This is a genomic window from Novilysobacter erysipheiresistens, assembly GCF_036663935.1.
GTDB classification, from domain to species: Bacteria; Pseudomonadota; Gammaproteobacteria; order Xanthomonadales; family Xanthomonadaceae; genus Novilysobacter; species Novilysobacter erysipheiresistens.
This window is the reverse complement of record NZ_JAXGFP010000001.1, coordinates 218,060-237,498: the sequence shown is the minus strand read 5'-3', so window position 1 is coordinate 237,498 and position 19,439 is coordinate 218,060. Positions and strand designations below refer to the sequence as shown.

General features: G+C 67.5%; 16 protein-coding genes. 13 read left to right on the top strand and 3 right to left on the bottom strand.

Going from position 1 to position 19,439, the window contains the following annotated elements; genetic code table 11:
* Positions 1–50: 50 nt before the first annotated feature.
* Positions 51–3,086 carry a TonB-dependent receptor gene (locus SNE34_RS01145; protein WP_332613911.1) on the bottom strand — a complete coding sequence of 1,012 codons (3,036 nt, stop codon included), beginning with the start codon at positions 3,084–3,086 and terminating at the stop codon, positions 51–53.
* 291 nt (positions 3,087–3,377) lie between these two features.
* On the opposite strand from SNE34_RS01145, the gene pyrH reads away from it, so the two are divergent.
* The 13 genes from pyrH (at position 3,378) to SNE34_RS01080 (ending at position 16,589) form a co-directional block, all read left to right on the top strand.
* Positions 3,378–4,100, top strand: coding sequence for a UMP kinase (gene pyrH / locus SNE34_RS01140; RefSeq protein WP_332613908.1), 723 nt, complete (start codon positions 3,378–3,380; stop codon positions 4,098–4,100).
* A 65-nt stretch (positions 4,101–4,165) separates the two neighbouring features.
* Entirely contained in the window at positions 4,166–5,059 is an 894-nt protein-coding gene (locus SNE34_RS01135; RefSeq protein ID WP_332613905.1) for a cation diffusion facilitator family transporter, read from the top strand.
* A gap of 88 nt (positions 5,060–5,147) precedes the next feature.
* Positions 5,148–5,705, top strand: coding sequence for a ribosome recycling factor (gene frr, locus SNE34_RS01130; RefSeq protein WP_332613902.1), 558 nt, complete (start codon positions 5,148–5,150; stop codon positions 5,703–5,705).
* Positions 5,705–6,436 (top strand): polyprenyl diphosphate synthase, encoded by a 732-nt coding sequence (gene uppS, locus SNE34_RS01125; protein WP_332613899.1) that lies wholly within the window; start codon positions 5,705–5,707, stop codon positions 6,434–6,436. Before frr ends, uppS begins: the two co-directional genes overlap by 1 nt.
* The gene (locus tag SNE34_RS01120) at positions 6,433–7,284 is read left to right on the top strand and encodes a phosphatidate cytidylyltransferase (RefSeq protein ID WP_332613897.1); all 852 of its coding nucleotides are present in this window, start codon (positions 6,433–6,435) and stop codon (positions 7,282–7,284) included. Before uppS ends, SNE34_RS01120 begins: the two co-directional genes overlap by 4 nt.
* Before the next feature lie 2 nt (positions 7,285–7,286).
* A complete protein-coding gene (locus SNE34_RS01115) occupies positions 7,287–8,453 on the top strand; it encodes a 1-deoxy-D-xylulose-5-phosphate reductoisomerase (RefSeq protein ID WP_332613895.1) in 1,167 nt (388 codons plus the stop codon).
* 45 nt (positions 8,454–8,498) lie between these two features.
* Entirely contained in the window at positions 8,499–9,863 is a 1,365-nt protein-coding gene (gene rseP, locus SNE34_RS01110) for an RIP metalloprotease RseP (protein ID WP_332613893.1), read from the top strand.
* Positions 9,864–9,979: 116 nt separating this feature from the next.
* Complete coding sequence (bamA, locus tag SNE34_RS01105) at positions 9,980–12,463, top strand: outer membrane protein assembly factor BamA (protein ID WP_332613891.1); 2,484 nt, start codon at positions 9,980–9,982, stop codon at positions 12,461–12,463.
* 16 nt (positions 12,464–12,479) lie between these two features.
* Positions 12,480–13,511 carry a UDP-3-O-(3-hydroxymyristoyl)glucosamine N-acyltransferase gene (lpxD, locus tag SNE34_RS01100; RefSeq protein ID WP_332613889.1) on the top strand — a complete coding sequence of 344 codons (1,032 nt, stop codon included), beginning with the start codon at positions 12,480–12,482 and terminating at the stop codon, positions 13,509–13,511.
* The gene (gene fabZ / locus SNE34_RS01095; protein WP_332613887.1) at positions 13,508–13,960 is read left to right on the top strand and encodes a 3-hydroxyacyl-ACP dehydratase FabZ; all 453 of its coding nucleotides are present in this window, start codon (positions 13,508–13,510) and stop codon (positions 13,958–13,960) included. Before lpxD ends, fabZ begins: the two co-directional genes overlap by 4 nt.
* Positions 13,957–14,742, top strand: coding sequence for an acyl-ACP--UDP-N-acetylglucosamine O-acyltransferase (lpxA, locus tag SNE34_RS01090; RefSeq protein ID WP_332613885.1), 786 nt, complete (start codon positions 13,957–13,959; stop codon positions 14,740–14,742). The genes fabZ and lpxA overlap by 4 nt, the downstream gene beginning before the upstream one ends.
* Before the next feature lie 13 nt (positions 14,743–14,755).
* The gene (lpxB, locus tag SNE34_RS01085) at positions 14,756–15,955 is read left to right on the top strand and encodes a lipid-A-disaccharide synthase (protein WP_332613883.1); all 1,200 of its coding nucleotides are present in this window, start codon (positions 14,756–14,758) and stop codon (positions 15,953–15,955) included.
* The gene (locus SNE34_RS01080; RefSeq protein ID WP_332613881.1) at positions 15,948–16,589 is read left to right on the top strand and encodes a ribonuclease HII; all 642 of its coding nucleotides are present in this window, start codon (positions 15,948–15,950) and stop codon (positions 16,587–16,589) included. The genes lpxB and SNE34_RS01080 overlap by 8 nt, the downstream gene beginning before the upstream one ends.
* A gap of 12 nt (positions 16,590–16,601) precedes the next feature.
* Here SNE34_RS01080 and SNE34_RS01075 read toward each other — a convergent pair whose 3' ends face one another.
* Positions 16,602–17,036, bottom strand: coding sequence for a hypothetical protein (locus tag SNE34_RS01075; RefSeq protein WP_332613879.1), 435 nt, complete (start codon positions 17,034–17,036; stop codon positions 16,602–16,604).
* Between the two features lie 40 nt (positions 17,037–17,076).
* On the bottom strand, positions 17,077–19,332 hold the full coding sequence (locus SNE34_RS01070) for a tetratricopeptide repeat protein (protein ID WP_332613877.1): 2,256 nt from the start codon (positions 19,330–19,332) through the stop codon (positions 17,077–17,079).
* Positions 19,333–19,439: the final 107 nt, after the last annotated feature.

The window sequence follows — 19,439 nt, the reverse complement described above, 5'->3', positions numbered from 1 at the left end:
GGCGGCCGAAAGAAGATCAAACAATCGAGAGAGACTTAGTTATTCCACGCTTACCAATCGAAACCGACCGCCAAGCGAACCGTGCGTTCGGCCTGGAACGAGGTGCCGACCCCATACATCGGGTCCGGAGTGGTGGTCTGGAAGCCTTCACCGACTTCGTAGACCTCGGTGTACTCCTGCTCACCCAGCACGTTGGTGGCGTCGACCTTGAACCACAACTTCTGATCGGCCCACAGCGGCCGGTACTCCAAGCCGATATCCAGCGACTTGATGGTCGGAGTCCGTCCCACTGAGCCGCGCGGCACCAGCTCGCCGTTGCAGTAGAAAGATTCCTGACCGTACGCCAGTGCGAATTCGTCGGTCGGGTGGTTGCCGAAACAGTTGATCGGACGGCCCGACTGCACCAGCAGATTGCCGCTCACCAGGAACTCCGGATGGAACTGCCATCCGCCCCAGATTTTGAGCTTGTGCGGCCGATCGTTCGGGAGACGCCCGTAAGACCCGTCGCCGAGACCCGGCTGATCGAACAGCGTGGTCAAGCCCGCATCATCCTGTCCGTTGTCGGAGCGTACGAAGCCCTCGTTGTTGCCGTAACTCTTCGAGTAGGTGTACGAACCCTGCAGGAACCACTTCTCGTCCCAGGCGCGCTGGAAGAACAGCTCCACCGCTTTGTACTTGCGAACGGAGGCGTCGTAACCCAGTTGCTCGGGGGTCAACTCGATCGGCTCGAGCGTGCCGTCGCCATCCAGGTCAACCTGGATGCTGATCGCTTCACCCGGATTGCTCAACACGTAGTAGTCGAAACCGCAGGCATACAGATTGTCCGAGGTGCCGCCGTCCACGTCATCGTCGTCGCCGAAACAATCCTGGGTCGGCGCCGAGGCTTGCAGGTTATTGTCGATGATGTACTGGTTGAGGCCTGCGTCGACCGCCATGTCTTCCAGCGTGCTCTTGAGATCGCGATAGATGCCGCGGATGCCAACCGACCATTTCGGCGCGAACTGCCACTCGTAACCCAGGATGATCTCGTCCTGGAACATCGGATCGATGTCCTGGTCGACCGACGAGACCGTGGGATGGACGGTGCCGTCGGCCAGGGTACGAGGACGGATCAACTCACCCAGGATCGGCTCCCCGTACTGCCCGAAGGACGTGCCGTCCCAGGCATACAGGTCCTGCAGGTAGAGTTCTGCTCCGCCCAAGCGGACGTTGGTGTTCGTCGCCACCGGCAGATGGTATCGACCGTAGTTGGCGAACACCTTGCTGGTACCGGCACCACCGACGTCCCAGGACAGGCCCAACCGCGGCGCCCATTGATCCTTGATGGTGATGAAGGCCACGCCGTTGGCGTTCTTGTTCTCGAACTGCTCGTTTCGCAGGCCCAGCGAGAGCAACAGGTTATCCGTCGGCTTCCACTGGTCTTCGATATAGAACGCGCGCGACGTCGTCTCGAAACTACCGATGTTGCGATACGTGTCACGGCGTACCTGCCACTCGGGCGCCAGGTCATCGGCCGTGCCAACTTCGCCATCCGGCCCCGGCGGAATGACTTCCTCCGCCAGATAGCGGAAACCGGTCGGACCGGGGATGGTCGAACTATTGACGGATTCGTTGATTTCCTGGTCGAAACCGAAACGCAGGAAGTGGCTGCCGAGAAACACGTCGCCCAGATCCCATTCCGCATCGACGCGATACGCGGTGCGCTTGTCCTCGCCCAACGTGTCGAGTGACGACACCGCGCAACCGAGCTGGCGATTGATGCGTCCAGGTGCAAGCGAGTCATAGGTGAACCAGATGCAGTCGGCGCCGCTCGGCCCGGTGTTGTAAGGGCCGGACAACGAATACTCACCCTGGCCCCAGAGCGCGGACAAGGTGAAGGAATCGCTGAGATAGCCGGTGTATTTCAGGATGTGGTTTTCGCCGCCGGTCGACTCCGCGGTGCCGGTCGGACCGGAATAACCCAACGGCTCGCCCGCCAACGGCGGCGGCTGCAGGCGTTCGCCAGGCGAAAGGGTTTCGCTGCTGTCCTTGAAGCCGGTGTACTCGAGCCGATGGTTGTCGCTCAGATAGCCATCCAGCTTCACGCCATAGAACGGGCTATCGGTCGACTCGTCCGTGACTGCACCGGTGACGCTGGTGAAGCTGTCCTCGATGTCGCGACCCGAAGCTATCGCATAGAAGAACAAGCGATCCTTGATGATCGGACCGCTGGCATAGATGTTCGACTCCAGGCGGTCACGCGTGTCGGACTGGTTGCTGTTGTAGGGCGCGCCTTCGGTATCAAAGACATCGGGATCGGCCTTGCGCCACCTGTCGGGGGTCCAGTACATGCTGCCGCCCCAGTGCCACTCGTTGCTGCCACGCTTGGTGGTGGCATTCACCACGCCGCCGGTGGACCGGCCGAACTCGGCACCATAACCACCGGTCTTGACCTGGTACTGCGCGTACATCTCGAACGGCACGTTGCTGAAGCCCAGGCCGTTGCGGAAGTTGGTGACGTTGAAGCCGTTGATGTAGTACGCGTTCTCACCGACGGTGGCACCGCCGAACGAGGCGAGATTGCCGAATGCGGAGTCGCCCTGGGTGGTACCCGGCGCCAGCAACGCGACCGAGGTGACGTCACGCGGGACCGGCAGTCGATCAATGGTGTCCTCGGTAACGATGGTCGCCGACTCGGTCGAACTGAAATCGATCGGGGGGATGTAGCTGCCTACCACCTGGACGCGGTCAAGTTGCACGGCATCGCTGGGCGTCGCGGCACCGGTGAAGTTCACCGCCGTGCCGGTACCTACCGCAACACCTACGCCGTTGCGGACATCCGTGCTGCCATCCGCACTTCGCAGAGTCACGGTGTAGGTGCCCGGTGGCAGCGCGCCGGCGCGATAGGTGCCGTCGGAACCCACGGTTATTTCACGGCTGAACCCGGTCGCCGGATTGACCACGACGACGGTGGAACCTGCCTCGGCTTGGCCGACGATGTTGCCGGTGGTGTTGGACTGGGCGTGGACGCTGGAAGCGAAGCAAAGACCCAGTGCAACGGTAAGTGCACTGCGGCGCAACGCGCGGTTGATGATCGGTTTGGACACTGACTACTCCCCTGGCACGATTGGAAAAAACCCTGACGGGCCCGGGGACTATTACTTTTGTAACGGGTGGCCAACAACCTGATAAGGAATTGTTTATGTAATTTTGTGACTTTTGTCACATTTATTTTCGAAATATGCACGGTTTGCCCAGTTGTGCAGCGCGCAATTTTATGTCTCTTGCCATTCCTCGCGCGGGGCGGCACTTGCGCGAAGCCCCTGTTCATGTCCTCCACGGGGAAGCCGTCATGTCCCGTACAATCTCCCCGCTCGCCCACCATTACAGAGGCCCCCATGTCCCAACTAGCCCACCACCGTGTCCTGCTGAAACTGTCCGGCGAGGCACTGATGGGGGCCGAGGACTACGGGATTGACCCGCTGGTGATCCATCGCCTCGCGCGCGAGGTAATCGAAGCGCAGCAGGCCGGGGCGGAGATCGCGCTGGTGATCGGCGGCGGCAACATCTTCCGCGGCGCGGGGCTGGCCGCAGGCGGCATGGACCGGGTCACCGGAGACCACATGGGCATGCTGGCTACGGTGATCAACGCGCTGGCGATGCAGGACGCGCTGGAGAAGCTCGGCGGCAAGGCCCGGGTGATGAGCGCGATCAAGATCAACGATGTCTGCGAGGACTACATCCGCCGCCGCGCGATCCGCCACCTGGAAAAAGGCCGGCTGGTGATCTTCGCCGCGGGCGTCGGCAGCCCGTTTTTCACCACCGACTCGGGCGCGGCGTTGCGGGCGGTCGAGATCGGCGCCGACCTGTTGCTGAAGGCGACCAAGGTCGACGGGGTCTACGACAAGGACCCAAACAAGCATGCCGATGCGGTGCGCTACGACACCCTCAGCTATGACGAGGTGATCGCGCGCAACCTGCAGGTGATGGACACAGCGGCGTTCGCGCTCGCCCGCGACAGCGACTTGCCATTGCGGATCTTCGACATGAGCCAGCCGGGTGAACTGCTGCGGATCCTGCGCGGCGAGAACATCGGCACGCTGGTGCAGGGGCGCAGCTGAGTTTTGTAGAAGCGGCTGCGACAGCCGTAATAGTGTCCCGCGCCGCCGCGTGACACGATTCGCCCATGCACTCGCATACCCACTCTCACGGCACCCGCGCTTTCGCCGCGGTCACCCTGATCAACCTGGCCTACACCGCGCTGGAGGCCGGCTACGGCTTTGCGACCAATTCGCTGGTGCTGCTGTCGGACGCACTGCACAACCTCGGCGACGTGCTCGGACTCGGCCTGGCTTGGGGCGCGGCGGTGATGGCCCAGCGCGCGCCCACCGACCGCCACACCTACGGCTGGCGCCGCGCCACCCTGCTCTCGCCGCTGGCCAACGCGCTGTTGCTGGTCGCGTTCTCCGGCGCGCTGGCGTGGGAGGCGATCCGTCGCTTCGACGCCCCGCCCGAGATCCCGGCCTTGCCGGTGATGCTGGTCGCCGCCCTGGGCATCGTGGTCAATCTCGGCGCGGCTTGGTTCGTCCGTGACGGCCACGATCACGACCTCAACCGCCGCGGGGCGTTCCTGCACCTGGTCGCCGATGCGGCGGTGTCGTTGGCGGCGGTGCTGGCCGGCGCCGGCATGTGGTGGCTGGGCTGGACCTGGCTGGACCCGGTGACCGCGCTGCTGATCGGCGCGGTGGTCGCCGTTGGCGCGTTCGGCCTGCTGCGCGAGAGTTTCAACGCGGCGATGGACGCGGTGCCGCGTACGATCGAACAGGGTGCCGTGCGCGAGTTCCTCGGCGCCCAACCGGGGGTCACCGCGGTGCACCACCTGCATATCTGGTCGCTGGGCGCGGGCGAGATCGCCATGACCGCGCACCTGGTGCGGCCGGACGATGGCGACCACGACGGCTTCATCGACCGGCTCAACCACGCGCTCGACCAACGGTTCGGCATCAACCACCCGACCCTGCAGATCGAACACGGCCGCGCCTGCGAACACGACCGCCACGACCGCGCCCCGCACCACTGACCCGCCCCTGCCGACAGTCCGGCGGCTTCGGCCACGCCGGCCCGGTTCGCTATACTTCCGCGATTACCGCACAGGATCGGAGCCGGCGATGCTCAACGAGATCAAGAAAGACGCCCAGACCCGCATGGCCAAGAGCGTCGAGGCGCTTCGCCACGACCTGACCAAGGTCCGCACTGGGCGCGCCTCCACCGCGCTGGTCGACCATTTGAAGGTCAACTACTACGGCTCCGACATGCCGCTGACCCAGGTCGCCAGCGTCGCCGTCAACGACGCGCGCTCGCTGACGATCACCCCGTGGGAGAAGCAGATGGTCTCGGCGGTGGAGAAGGCGATCATCAATTCCGACCTCGGCCTGACCCCGAACACCGCCGGCACCGTGATCCGGATCAACCTGCCGGCGCTGACCGAGGAGCGCCGCAAGGAACTGTCCAAGCACGTCCACGGCGAGGGCGAGAACGCCAAGATCGCGATCCGCAACATCCGCCGCGACGCCAACAGCCAGGTCAAGGAACTCCTGAAAGAGAAGGAGATCACCGAGGACGACGCCAGCCGCAGCGAAGCCGAGATCCAGAAGCTGACCGACGAGGGCATCAAGCACGTCGACGAGGTGGTCAAGGCCAAGGAACAGGAATTGATGGCGGTTTGATGATCCCGGGCCATCTCGCCGTCATCATGGACGGCAACGGGCGCTGGGCCGAACGCCGGCGCCGGCCGCGGATGATCGGCCACCGCGCCGGCGCGCGCGCGGTCAACGTCTGCATCGATTTCTGCCTGGAGAAAGGCATCAGCGCGCTGACCCTGTTCGCCTTCTCCAGCGAGAACTGGGGGCGGCCGGAGGAGGAAGTCGGCGCCCTGATGAAGCTGTTCATGAACGCGCTCGAACGCGAGGTCGACGAACTCGACCGCCGCGGCGTGCGAGTGCGCTTCATCGGCGAGCGCGAACGCTTCAGCGCCAGCATCATCGCGCGCATGGACGCCGCTGAGGCGCAGACCCGCGGCAACACCGCCCTGCAGCTGACCGTCGCGGCCAGCTACGGCGGACGCTGGGACATCGCCCAGGCGGCGCGGTCGCTCGCCGCCGATGTCGCCGCCGGCCGGCTGTCTCCGGACGACATCGACGAAGCCGCGCTCGGTGCGCGGGTGGCGCTGGCGGACCTGCCGGCGCCGGACCTGTTCATCCGCACCGGTGGCGACACCCGCATCAGTAACTTCCTGTTGTGGCAGCTGGCCTACACCGAATTGTGGTTCACCGATTTGTTGTGGCCCGAGCTGGATGCGGCGACACTGCAGCGCGCGCTGGACGACTACGCCCGCCGCGAACGCCGATTTGGCCTGACCGGCGCCCAGCTCGCCCCCTCCGACGAGAATCCTGCATGACCCGTACCCGCCTGCTCGCCGCCCTGGTGATGGCCCCGGTCGCGATCGCCGCGATCCTGCTGCTGCCCACCGACTGGATGATGGCGCTGGCCGCGGTCGTGTTCCTGCTCGGGCTGTGGGAATGGTTCGACCTGGCCGAGATCGAGGACACCCTCGCCCGCACCGTATTGCTGGTCGCGCACCTGGCACTGATGGTGGCGCTGATCTGGGCGTCGTGGTCGAGCGAGGGATTCAGCCTGGTGCTGCTCAAGCTGATGACGATGATCGGCGTCATCTGGTGGTTGCTGGCGCTGGCCTGGCTGGGTCGCTCGCGTTTCGCCAGCGACCACGACACCCACGCGCGCGTGTTCAAGCTCGCCGCCGCCGCGCTCGCCGTGATCCCGGCCTGGTGCGCACTGGCCTGGATCCACGCCAGCGAGCCCAACGGCCACCGCTGGCTGCTGACCGCGCTGATGGTGGTCTGGGCCGCCGACACCGGCGCCTATTTCAGTGGCCGCAAGCTCGGCGGCAAGCTGTTCAAGGACCGCAAGCTGGCGCCGAAGATCAGCCCCAACAAGACCATCGAAGGGCTGGTCGGCGGGATGCTGCTGGCCATCGTTGTCGGCGTGCTGCTGTCGCTGTTGGCCGGCGCCGGCATCGCGCAACTGCCGGCGGTGGCGCTGGTATCGCTGCTGGCGGCGCTGTTCTCGGTGGTCGGCGACCTGTTCGAGAGCCTGCTCAAGCGCCATGCCGGGGTCAAGGATTCCGGCAACATGATTCCGGGCCATGGCGGCATCCTCGACCGCCTCGATGGCGTGCTCGCGGCGTTGCCGGCGTTCGCGCTCGGCAAGGCCCTGCTGGGCTTCTGACGATGAAGCAGGTGGCCGTACTCGGTGCGACCGGCTCGATCGGCGCCTCGGCGCTGGACGTGATCGCGCGCCACCCCGACCGCCTGCGCGCCAGCGTGCTGGCAGCGGGTCGGCAGGTCGATGCGCTGCTGGAATTGTGCCGTCGCCATCGGCCCGCACACGCGGTGATCGCCGACGCCGCCGGGTTCGCGGCGCTGCGCGACGGCCTGCGTGACGCCGGCCTCGACACCCGCGCCCATTGCGGCGATGCGGCCCTGGCCGACCTGGTCGCGAGTGACGCCTGCGACACCGTGGTCGCCGCGATCGTCGGCGCTGCCGGCCTGCCCTCGACCCTCGCCGCCGCGCGCGCCGGCAAGCGCCTGTTGCTGGCCAACAAGGAGTCGCTGGTGTTGGCCGGCGAACTGCTGATGGCGACCGCGCGCGACGGCGGCGCGACCATCGTCCCGATCGACAGCGAGCACAACGCGATCTTTCAGTGTTTGCCCGATGCCGCGGCCCACGCCGGCCTCGCCCGGATCGTCCTCACCGCCTCCGGCGGCCCGTTCCGCGGCCGCGCGCGCGCATCACTGGCCGATGTCACGGTCGAGCAGGCCGTCGCCCATCCGAAGTGGTCGATGGGCCCGAAGATCTCGGTCGACTCGGCGACCCTGATGAACAAGGGTCTGGAGGTCATCGAAGCACATCATCTGTTCGGCGTCGCCGGCGACCGGATCGACGTGCTGGTGCATCCGCAGAGCCTGGTCCATTCGCTGGTCGAGTTCGTCGACGGTTCGACCCTCGCGCAACTGGGCCTGCCGGACATGCGCACCGCGCTGGCGGTCGGCCTGGGCTGGCCGGAGCGGATCGCCTCGGGCGTGTCCGGGCTCGACCTGCTGGCGCAGGGCGGCCGGCTCGATTTCGAGCCGCCCGACCTCGAGGCTTTCCCTTGCCTGCGCCTTGCGTTCGAGGCCCTGGCCATCGGTGGTACCGCCCCGGCGATCCTCAACGCCGCCAACGAAGTGGCGGTTTCAGCGTTTCTTCAGCGCCGGATCGGCTTCCTGTCGATACCGGCGGTGGTCGAGTCGACCCTCGGCGCACTTCCGGCCGCGGCCGCGGTCTCACTGGAAGTCCTGCACGAGGCCGACGCCTGCGCGAGACGCCACGCCGAACAAGCCGCGAGCGCCACATGACCCGTTCCCGCCCCATCGGTCTCGTCCACACCCAGAGCCCGTCCCATGACTGAGATCCTCGGTTCGATCTGGTGGTTGATCGTCAGCCTCGGCGTGCTGGTCACGTTCCACGAGTTCGGCCACTACTGGGTGGCGCGCCGCTGCGGGGTCAAGGTGCTGCGCTTCTCGGTCGGCTTCGGCAAGGCGTTGTGGTCGCGCCGCGGCAAGGACGGCACCGAATACCAGATCGCCGCGATCCCGCTCGGCGGCTACGTCAAGATGCTCGACGAGCGCGAGGGCGACGTCGCCCCGGCCGATCTCGACCGGGCCTTCAACCGCAAGTCGGTATGGAAGCGCATCGCAATCGTGATCGCCGGTCCGCTGGCCAACCTGCTGCTGTGCGTGATGCTGTTCTGGGCGATGTTCGTGATCGGCCGGCCCGATTATGCGCCGGTGGTCGGCCAGGTCGACGGCATTGCCGCCACGGCCGGGCTGCAACAGGGCGACACGATCCTCAAGGTCGGCGATCGCGCGACCCCGACCTGGAGCGAAGTCCAACTCGCACTGATTCCGGCTGCGCTCGATCACGCCGATATCGAATTGCAACTGCGACGGGCCAACGGCACCGAGGTTAGCAGCGAGCTGCCGCTGTCGGAATTGCCGGCGGAGTTCGACGAGCGCCGTGCGGTCGAAGCGATCGGGCTGGCCCCGCGCCATCTGCTGGTGGCACCGCTGGTTGGCCGTGTCGCTCCCGACACCCCGGCCTGGGGCGTGCTCGCCGAAGGCGACCGGATCAGCGCCGTCGACGGCCACCCGGTGCAGGGCTGGGGCGACATCGGCCCATTGGTGCAACAGCTCGGCGAGCGCGGTGGCAAGGGCATGGTCGAGGTCGAGCGCGATGGCGACCGCCTGGCACTGGAAGTCGTCCCAACCCGCCATCAGCCCGAGGACGGCGGCGACGCCTACTGGGTGCTCGGAATCAGCGCGGCGCAGCCGCAGATGCCGGCGATGGACGCCGAACTGCAGTACGACCCGGTCGCCGCGGTGCCGGCGGCGCTGCGCGAAACCGCGCACCAGGCCGGCGAACTGATTGAAATGATCGGCCGGGCATTCAGCGGCCGGGTCGAGGTGCGCAACACCGTCGCCGGCCCGATCACCATCGCCCGCGCCGCCAACGCCTACGCCGACCAGGGCCCGGCCTGGTACCTGTCGCTGCTGGCGCTGCTGTCGCTGAGCCTGGGCATCCTGAACCTCCTGCCGATCCCGATCTTGGACGGCGGTCACCTGCTGTATTACCTTATCGAGCTGGTCAAGGGCAGCCCGGTCAGCGAACGAGTCATGGCGGCCGGGCAGTACGTCGGCTTGGCCCTGATCCTCGGGCTGATGGGCCTGGCGTTCTACAACGACATCGTGAACAACCTGGTGGGCTGATGCCGGACATGCCACAAGCGGCCGGACCGCCAGTCTCCACCCGCCAGCCTCCCGCAACCCCGCCACAAGGCGGCACCCGACAACGGGCGCCGCAAGACCCTCAACCGGACGTGATGATGACGCGACCCCTGCACCGCCGCCTGCTTGTCCTTGCCCTCGCCTCGGCACTCTCCACCGCGACGGCATTGCCCGCATTGGCGCAGTCGGCTCCCGCTGCCCAGGTCGTACCGTTCACGGTCGCCGACATCCGCGTCGATGGCCTGCAACGCATTTCCGCCGGTACGGTGTTCACCTACCTGCCGGTCGAGCGCGGCGACACGGTCGACCAGGCCGCAGCCGGCGAGGCGATCCGCGCGCTGTACCAGACCGGCTTCTTCGAAGACGTCGGCATCGGCCGCCAGGGCGACATCCTCGTGGTTACCGTGGTCGAGCGCCCGGCGATCAACCAGCTGACCCTGAGCGGCAACAAGGACCTCGAAACCGAGGACCTGCTCAAGGGCCTGGCCGATATTGGCCTGGCCGAGGGCGACACCTTCAATCGGCTCAGCCTCGATCGCGTCACCCAGGAGCTGATCCGGCAGTACAACAACCGCGGCAAGTACAACGTCGAAATCACCCCGACCGTGACCGAGTTGCCACGCAACCGGGTCGACGTGGCCATCGCGATCGACGAGGGCAAGGCCGCCAAGATCCGCCACATCAACCTGGTCGGCAACGAGTTGTTCGAGGAAGAAGAGATCCTCGAGAACTGGGAGTCGGCCGAGCACAACTGGCTGAGCTGGTACCGCCGCGACGACCAGTACTCGCGCGAGAAGCTCTCCGGCGACCTCGAAAAGCTCAACAACTATTACCTCGACCGCGGCTACGTCGACTTCAGCATCGACTCCACCCAGGTATCGATAAGCCGCGACCGCCAGGACATGTTCATCAGCGCCGGCATCACCGAGGGCGAGCAGTACACGGTCTCGAGCGTCGAGGTCAGCGGCGACACGGTGCTGCCGAAGGAACAGGTCGAGGCCATGGTGCTGGTCAAGCCCGAGCAGATCTTCTCGCGGCGCCTGCTGGAGATCAGCTCCGACGCGATCATCGCGACCCTCGGCAACGTCGGCTACGCGTTCGCCCAGGTCAATCCGATCCCCGACGTCAACCGCGAGGACAAGACCGTCGGCATCACCATGCAGGTGGTCCCGGGTCCGCGCGTCAACGTGCGCCAGGTAAAGTTCAAGGGCAACGCCCGCACCGCCGACGAAGTGCTGCGTCGCGAGATGCGCCAGTTCGAAGGCGCCTGGTATTCGCAGGCCGCGATCGACCGTTCCAAGATCCGCCTGCAGGGCCTGGGCTACTTCGACACCGTCGAGGTCGAGACCGTTCCGGTGCCGGGCACCGACGACCAGGTCGACGTGGTCTACACGGTCAACGAGGTCGCCGCCGGCAGCTTCGTGTTCGGCCTGGGCTACTCGCAGGTGCAGGGCCTGAGCACGCAGATCCAGTTGTCGCAGAACAACTTCCTCGGCACCGGCAACCGGATCGCGGTGCAGGCGCAGCAGAACTCCTACCTGCAGCGTTACGACTTCTCGTTCATGAACCCGTATTTCACCGACACCGGGGTGTCGCTGGGCTACAACCTGCGCTGGAGCGAGTTCGACAACTCCGACTTCAACACCGCGCAGTACTCCAGCACCAGCGGCGTCGGCCAGGTCGTGCTGGGCGTGCCTATCACCGAGACCGACAGCATCACCGCGCTGCTGGGTATCGACAGCAACGAGATCTTCGCGTTCAGCGGCCGAACCCCGCAACCGCTGGTCGACTACATCGACGCGATCGGCCAGCGCACGTTCCACGCCTGGCGCGGCGAGATCGGCTGGGCCCGCAACAGCCTCAACAGCGCGCTGACCCCGACCCGCGGCACCAACCAGCGCATCTGGCTGGAAGCGACCCTGCCCGGCTCGACCGTCGAGTTCTTCAAGATCAACTACAACTACTCGAAGTTCTGGCCACTGTCGCGCCACTTCGTGCTCAACACCCGGGTCGAACTGGGCTACGGCGACAGCTACGGCGATGCGGTGACACGCAACCTGTGTTTCACCCCGGCCAGCCTCGTCGACCACGACAACAACCCGGACACCCCGCGCGTGCCCGTGGCCGGTCCGCCGCCGAGCGATCCGTGCCTGACCGGCTCGACCGACTACATCAAGACCGTCACCGCCGACGGCCTGCCGTTCTTCGAGAACTTCTACGCCGGCGGCGTGCGTTCGGTGCGCGGCTTCACCGACAACACCCTCGGCCCGCGCATGACCGCGACCAACAGCACCCGCGAGCAGCCGGTCGGCGGCGCGTTCAAGACGGTCGGCTCGCTGGAGATGTTCTTCCCGAGCCTGATCGACAGCACCGCCGCGCGCCCCTCGGCGTTCGTCGACTTCGGCAACGTCTATTCGGACTTCGACGCCTTCGACGCCGACACCCTGCGCGTCTCGACCGGCATCGCCCTGATGTGGCGTTCGCCGATGGGGCCGATCTCGATCAGCTACGCCTACCCGTTGCGCGAAGAGGAAGGCGATCGGCTGGAACGCCTGCAGTTCACCTTCGGCGGCACGTTCTGACGGCACGGCAGCCGTCATGCAACATTCCCGCCCGGGTTCCACCGTCCACACCGTCGCCGCCCTCGCCGAACGCTTTGCGCTCGGCCTGCGCGGCGACGGCGCGACGGCGATCGACGGCGTCGGCACCCTCGCCGGCGCCGGCCCCAGCCAGCTCGCGTTCCTGGCCAATCCGAGATACCGCAACCAGTTGGCCGACAGCCGTGCCGGCGCGGTGGTCATGCGCGACGAGGACGCCGAGGGTTACGCCGGCACCGCATTGATCGCCCGCGATCCGTACTCGGCGTTCGCTCGGATGTCCGCACTGTTCGAGCCGCAACCGCAGCGCGTCGCCGGCGTCCATCCGTCGGCCGTTGTCGATCCCTCGGCGGTGATCGCCGAGGACGCCCATGTCGGCCCCTTCACCAGCATTGGCGCGCGCAGCCAGGTCGGCGCCGGCGCGACCATCGGCCCCGGCTGCGTGATCGGCGACGACTGCGTGGTCGGCGCCGGTAGCGACCTGATCGCGCGGGTCACCCTGGTCACCCGGGTCCGGCTCGGCCAGCGCGTGCGCATCCATCCCGGCGCGGTGCTGGGCGCCGACGGCTTCGGCCTGGCAATGGACGCCGGCCGCTGGCTCAAGGTGCCGCAACATGGCGGCGTGGTCATCGGCGACGACTGCGAGATCGGCGCCAACACCACCATCGACCGCGGCGCGATCGAGGACACCGTGCTCGAGGAGGACGTGCGCCTCGACAACCAGATCCAGATCGGCCACAACGTCCACATCGGCGCGCATACCGCGATGGCCGGCTGCGCGGCGGTCGCCGGCAGCGCGAAGATCGGCCGCTACTGCCTGATCGGTGGCGCCGCAGGCATCCTCGGCCACCTGGAAATCTGCGACCGCGTGGTGATCACCGCGATGAGCCTGGTCAGCAGTTCGATCCGCGAACCCGGCGAGTACTCTTCCGGCACCGGGTTGATGGACAATCGCAGTTGGCGCAAGAACGCCGCTCGCTTCAAGCAGCTCGACGAGCTGGCCCGCAAGATCAAGGGAAAACCGAACCAGTGAAGCTTCCGATCGACGTCACCACCATCCAGGCGTTGCTGCCGCACCGCTATCCGTTCCTGCTGGTCGACCGCGTGGTCGAGTTGGAACCCAACAAGCGCGTGCTGGCCTACAAGAACGTCACCGCGAACGAGAACTTCTTCAACGGCCACTTCCCCGGTCAACCGGTGATGCCGGGCGTGCTGGTGGTCGAGGCGCTCGCGCAGGCCGGCGGCCTGCTGACCCAGCTCTCGCGCGATGGCGACGACACTCAGGCCAAACTCTTTTACCTGGTCAAGATCGACAACGCCAAGTTCTCGCGGATGGTGGTCCCCGGCGACCGGCTGGACCTCGAGGTGACTCTAAAACGCACCATCCGCAACATGGCGCTGTACGAAGGCATCGCCCGGGTCGACGGCGAACAGGCCGCGTGCGCCGACATCCTCTGCGCCGAAGTCAAGCCCGAGGCATGAGCGACTCCCTCATCCATCCCAGTGCCGTGATCGAGCCCGGTGCCCGGCTCGGCGGCGGCGTGCGGGTGGGGGCGTTCACATACATCGGCGCCGACGTGGAAATCGGCGACAACACCCAGATCGGCCCCCACTGCAGCGTGCACGGCCCGACCCGGATCGGCCGCGACAACTGCATCGCCGGACACGCCGCGATCGGCGGCGACCCGCAGGACAAGAAGTTCCGCGGCGAGCGGGTCGAGCTGGTCATCGGCGACCGCAACACCATCAGAGAGTTCGTCACCATCAACCGTGGCACCAGCGGCGGCGGCGGCGCGACCCGGATCGGCAACGACAACTGGCTGCTGGCCTACACCCACGTCGCCCACGACTGCCTCGTCGGCGACCACTGCGTGTTCTCCAACAACGCGACACTGGCCGGCCACGTCGAGATCGGCGACCACGTGATCCTCAGCGGCTTCGCCGGCATCCACCAGTTCTGCCGCATCGGCGCGCATGCGTTCATCGGCATGGGCGCGTTCGTGAATGGCGACGTGCCGCCGTTCGTGATGGTCGCGCAGGACGGTTACGGCCGGCCGCGCGGGATCAACAGCGAAGGGCTCAAGCGTCGTGGTTTCGACGCCGAACGGATCGGCGCGATCAAGCGCGCCTACCGCACGCTGTACGTCGCGGGCAGTTCGCTCGACGAGGCGCGTGCACGACTCGGCGAAATGGCCGGCAGCAGCGCCGACGTGCGCGCCCTGCTCGACTTCATCGACGCCGGCGAGCGACCGCTGCTGCGCTAGCCCGGGGACGGCTGTGGAAGACATCTTCAACGATCCGGTGCACGTCCCGCGCAAGCGCATCGCGCTGGTCGCCGGCGAATCCTCCGGCGACCTGCTCGGCGCGGGCCTGGTCCAGCGCCTGAAACAGCGCTGGCCGGATGCCGAGTTCGTCGGCGTCGGCGGCGAAGCCATGCGCGAGGTCGGCGTGGATACCTGGTTCGACGCCTCCGAGCTGGCGGTGATGGGCCTGTCGGAAGTGCTGCGCCACCTGCCCCGGTTACTGCGCCTGCGCCGCGAACTGCGCCAGCGGGTGCTCGACTGGCGGCCGGACGTATTCATCGGCATCGACGCGCCGGACTTCAACCTCGGCGTGGAAAAGTGGCTCAAGCACCGTGGCGTGCGCACCGTGCACTACGTCAGCCCGTCGGTCTGGGCCTGGCGCGAGAAGCGCGCCGCCAAGATCGGACTCAGCGCCGACCGGGTGCTGTGCCTGTTCCCGATGGAGCCCGAGATCTACGAGCGCCACGGCGTCGACGCGCGCTTCGTCGGCCATCCGCTGGCCGACGAGATGCCGTTGCAGCCCGACCGTGGCACCGCCCGCGCGGCGCTCGGCATCGATCCCCTGCCGCCTCTGTTGGCGTTGCTGCCGGGCTCGCGGGTCGGCGAGATCGAACGCCTCGGCGCCGACTTCCTCGCCGCCGCCGCGCGCGTGCTCGCCGCCGAACCGGCGCTGCAGATCGCGGTGCCGATGGCCAATCCGCAGGCGCACGAAGCGTTCAAGCGCGTATTCGCGGCGCATCCGGACCGCGGGGCCCTGGCGCCGGCGCTGCGAGAAATCGTCGGCCACGCCCGCACCCTGATGGTCGCCAGCGACGTGATCCTGCTGGCGTCCGGCACCGCGACCCTGGAGGCGATGCTGGCCAAGCGGCCGATGGTGGTCGGCTACAAGGTCGCGCCGTTGACCTACCGGCTGGTCAAGGGCCTGGGCATGCTCAAGGTCGACCACTATGCGTTGCCGAACGTGCTCGCCGGCGAAGCCGTGGTGCCGGAACTGATGCAGCACGACTGCACCCCGCAGAACCTCGCCGAAGCGACCCTGCGCTGGTTGCGCGACCCGGCCGCCGCCGAAGCGCTGCGGCCGCGCTTCCTCGCCATCCACGAGTCGCTCCGGTGCGATGCCTCGACCCGGGCCGCCGCCGCGGTCGCCGAATTGCTCGAATCGACGGATGGCTGACAGCGGACAACTCGCGCTGGACCTGGCGGTCGCCCGCGGCGCGCAGCGCATCGCCGGGGTCGACGAAGCCGGCCGCGGTCCGTTGGCGGGGCCGGTGGTGGTGGCCGCGGTCGTGCTCGGTCCCGGGCGCACTCCGATCAACGGGCTCAACGACTCCAAGCAGCTCAACGAGGCGCGCCGCGAGGCGCTGTACCAGCGCATCGTCGAGCGCGCGGTGGCCTGGCACGTGGTCGCGGTGGAGGTCGATGAGATCGATCGCATCAACATCTTCCAGGCGACGATGCTCGGCATGCGCCTCGCGCTGGAGGGCGTGGCCCACGCCACCGAACTGGCACGCATCGACGGCAACGCCCTGCCGCGTGGCCTGCCCTGCCCGGCCGAGGCCTGGATCGGCGGCGACGCCCGCGACCGCGCGATCATGGCCGCCTCGATCCTCGCCAAGGTCACCCGCGACCGCGCGATGGTCGCCCTGCACGAGCAATGGCCGCAGTACGGCTTCGCGATGCACAAGGGCTATTCGACGCCCGCGCACCTGGCCGCGCTGACTGCACACGGCCCATGCCCGCAGCATCGGCGCAGCTTCGCCCCGGTGCGCGCCGCGCTGGGACTGGAGCCGGCCGCGGTGCTCGCCTGACCGCACCCGGCACTAGTTGCGGATGATGATCACCGGATCGACGATGACGTTGCCGCTGATGATCTCGTATTCATACCTTCCGCTGGCATTGTCGGCGTCGATGCTGAGGTGGTAACGCCTCCCATCGGCCCGGGAGTCGAATGTCGCCCCTACGCCCCGCCCCCCGGGGTTGGCCCCGGGGAACCTCAGGTGAAACTCTTCGGCGGAGCGCCAGGTAATCGTCGTGTTCCGATCAACGGCGCACTCCTCGTCCGAAGGGTGGATGGACGAACCCGTCCCCTCCACATCAATCCACACCGCCGAAGCACCCTCGGACTCGCTGCATGGCACCCCGTCAGGATCGGCCGCCGCCGGATCCCCGATCACGTAATCGGGGTGGCAGCCGGATACGGCGAGTACGAGCAGAGTAGCTGTAGCAACCGATATCGCATGCATGGGGGTCTGCATGGGGATTTCTCCTGGTATGCCTGCGCGCCGCAGGCGGGCTTCAGATGGCGTTGCCGCGCGGCGGCGCTGCAGCGGTGGCACCCGCCGCGGTCAATCGCCGCAGCACCGGCGAGGCATCGATCCGCTGCGCCGGGATGCCGGCCTCGCGTGCCCGCTGCAACCGGTTTCGGGCGCCGCCCGCGTCGCCGAGCAGGGTCAGTGTCTGCGCGTTGAAGAACGACACCTCGCCGACCTCGGTGCCCAGCGCCTCGGCCTTGCGCAGGTGTTCCAGCGCCGCATCACGCTCGCCCAGGCTGGCGCGATAGAAGCCCAGCAACGCGTGTGCCTGCGCATCCTCGGCCTTGATCGCGACATAGTCCCCGGCCAGCTGCGCGGCGCGCTGGTATGGCTGCCGGGTCTGTCCCGCGGTCTCGGGAAGCGCCGCCAGCGCATCGCCGAGGTTGCCCCAGATGCGGAAGTCGGTCGGATCGAGCTCTGCGGCGCGACGATACAACTTGGCGGCGTCCACGTAGGCCCCCTGGGCGTAGCGCAAGGTGCCAAGGTTGCTCAATGCCGCGTAGCTGGGCTTGATCGCCAGTGACCGCTGGAACGCGTCGGCGGCGCGCGCGTTGTCGTCGGCGACGAAGTACAGGCCGCCGAGGCTGCTCCAGACGCCCGCGTCGTCGGGCTGCAGGGTGGTCGCGGTGCGGAACGATTCGATCGCCGCCTCGACGTCGCCGTTCATGTACTGGTGGTAGCCGAGTTCCCGGTAGACCAGCGCGTCGCCGGGACGCAACCGGCGCGCCAGCTCGAAATACTCCAGCGCCAGCTGGTCCTGGCCCTGTTCGCTCTGGACCCGGGCCAGGCCGACATAGGCCGCCGGCCGCAAGCCAAGGTCGTCGAGCGCCAGGGTGTAGTGCTCATTGGCCAGCGCGTAGTCGCCGCGGACCCGGTGCATCTCGCCGAGCGCCAGGCTCACCTCGCGCAGTTCGGGGTCCATCTGCGCCGCGCGGGTGCAGGCCTCCTGCGCACGCTGGAACGCCAAGGCATCGCGCGCACCTTCGAACCGGATGATCTCGGCGCGGCAGATCCCGGCCTGGGCGCGGGCGAAGCCGGCATCGGCGGCCAGGGCCTCGCCGAAGAAGCCGATCGCCTTGTCCAGGTAGTTGTCGCTGGGCTGTTCCAGCAGTTGCTGCTGCCCTTTCAGGTAGGCCTCGTAGGCCGACAGGTCCTGGGTCGGCCACAACCGCCGGTAGGTGCGGCGATGCACCGTCAGCACGCCCGGCAGCGCCTGCACCACCTGGTTGGCGATTTCGCTCTGCACGGCAAACACGTCGTCGGCCTCGCGGTCGTAGCTCTCACTCCACAACGTGAAACCGGTGTCGGTGTCGGACAGGCGGGCATTCACCCGCAACCGGTCGCCCTCGCGGCGGACGCTGGCATCGAGCACGGTGGCCACGCCGAGCCGGCGTCCAAGGGCCTTGATGTCCGGCGAGGCCTCCGCGTCGGCCGGATCGCCTGGGACGGATGCCACCTTGAGCCCGGGGATGCTCGCCAGCGCGTCGTGCATCTCCACGGCGAGGCCTTCGGCGAAATAGCGATCGTCGCGGTTGTCGCTGAGATTGGTGAACGGCAGCACCGCGATCGACGCCTCGGCCGGCGCCGGCGGCTGGGCGCGGCGGTTGTACCAGCCCAGCGCGACCAGCGCGACCACGACCAGCGCGACCGCGGCGGCCAACCAGGTCCGCTTCATTGCGATCCGGCGCCGGCGGGCGGTTCGCGGCCGGGCCGCCTGCGGGTCCGCGGCGACCACCTCCGCAGGCGCAACCTCCGGAACAGAAGCGGCAGCGGCAATCGGCACCGGGTCCGACTCCACCCGCACCGACGCGGTCGGCAAGATCGCATCGGCCACGCTTGGTGAATCCGGGACGGGCGCGGGCTCCGGTTCGACGAGCGCGGTTTCGGGCGCCGCCTTCAGCTCCCCGATGAACCGGTACCCCAGCGCATGCTGGGTCTGGATGAATCGCGGCTCGTGCGGATGGTCGTCCAGCGCGGCGCGCAGTTGCGCGATGGCCCGGGTCAGCACCCCGGGGGTGACGTGGCGGTGGCCCCAGACCGCATCGAGCAGCTCGTCGCGGGGCACCAGTTCATCGGCATGGCGCAGCAGCACCAGCAGCACCGCGAACGCCTTCGGCTCGATCGCCTGCGGCTGGCCGTCGCGGGTCAGCGTATGCGCCGCAGTGTCGACGACCACCCCGCCAAAGCGGTAGCTGGTGGGCGCCGGCTCCTGTCTTCCCGTGTCTCCGTTCGGATTCATCGGCAAAACCTCATGAAGACCTCGCCAACCCAATCGAAAGGTGGCGAAAGGCTCCCCGCCCCATCATGACTGATCCGGGCCCGCGGCGGAATCTGGGCCTGCGCCGA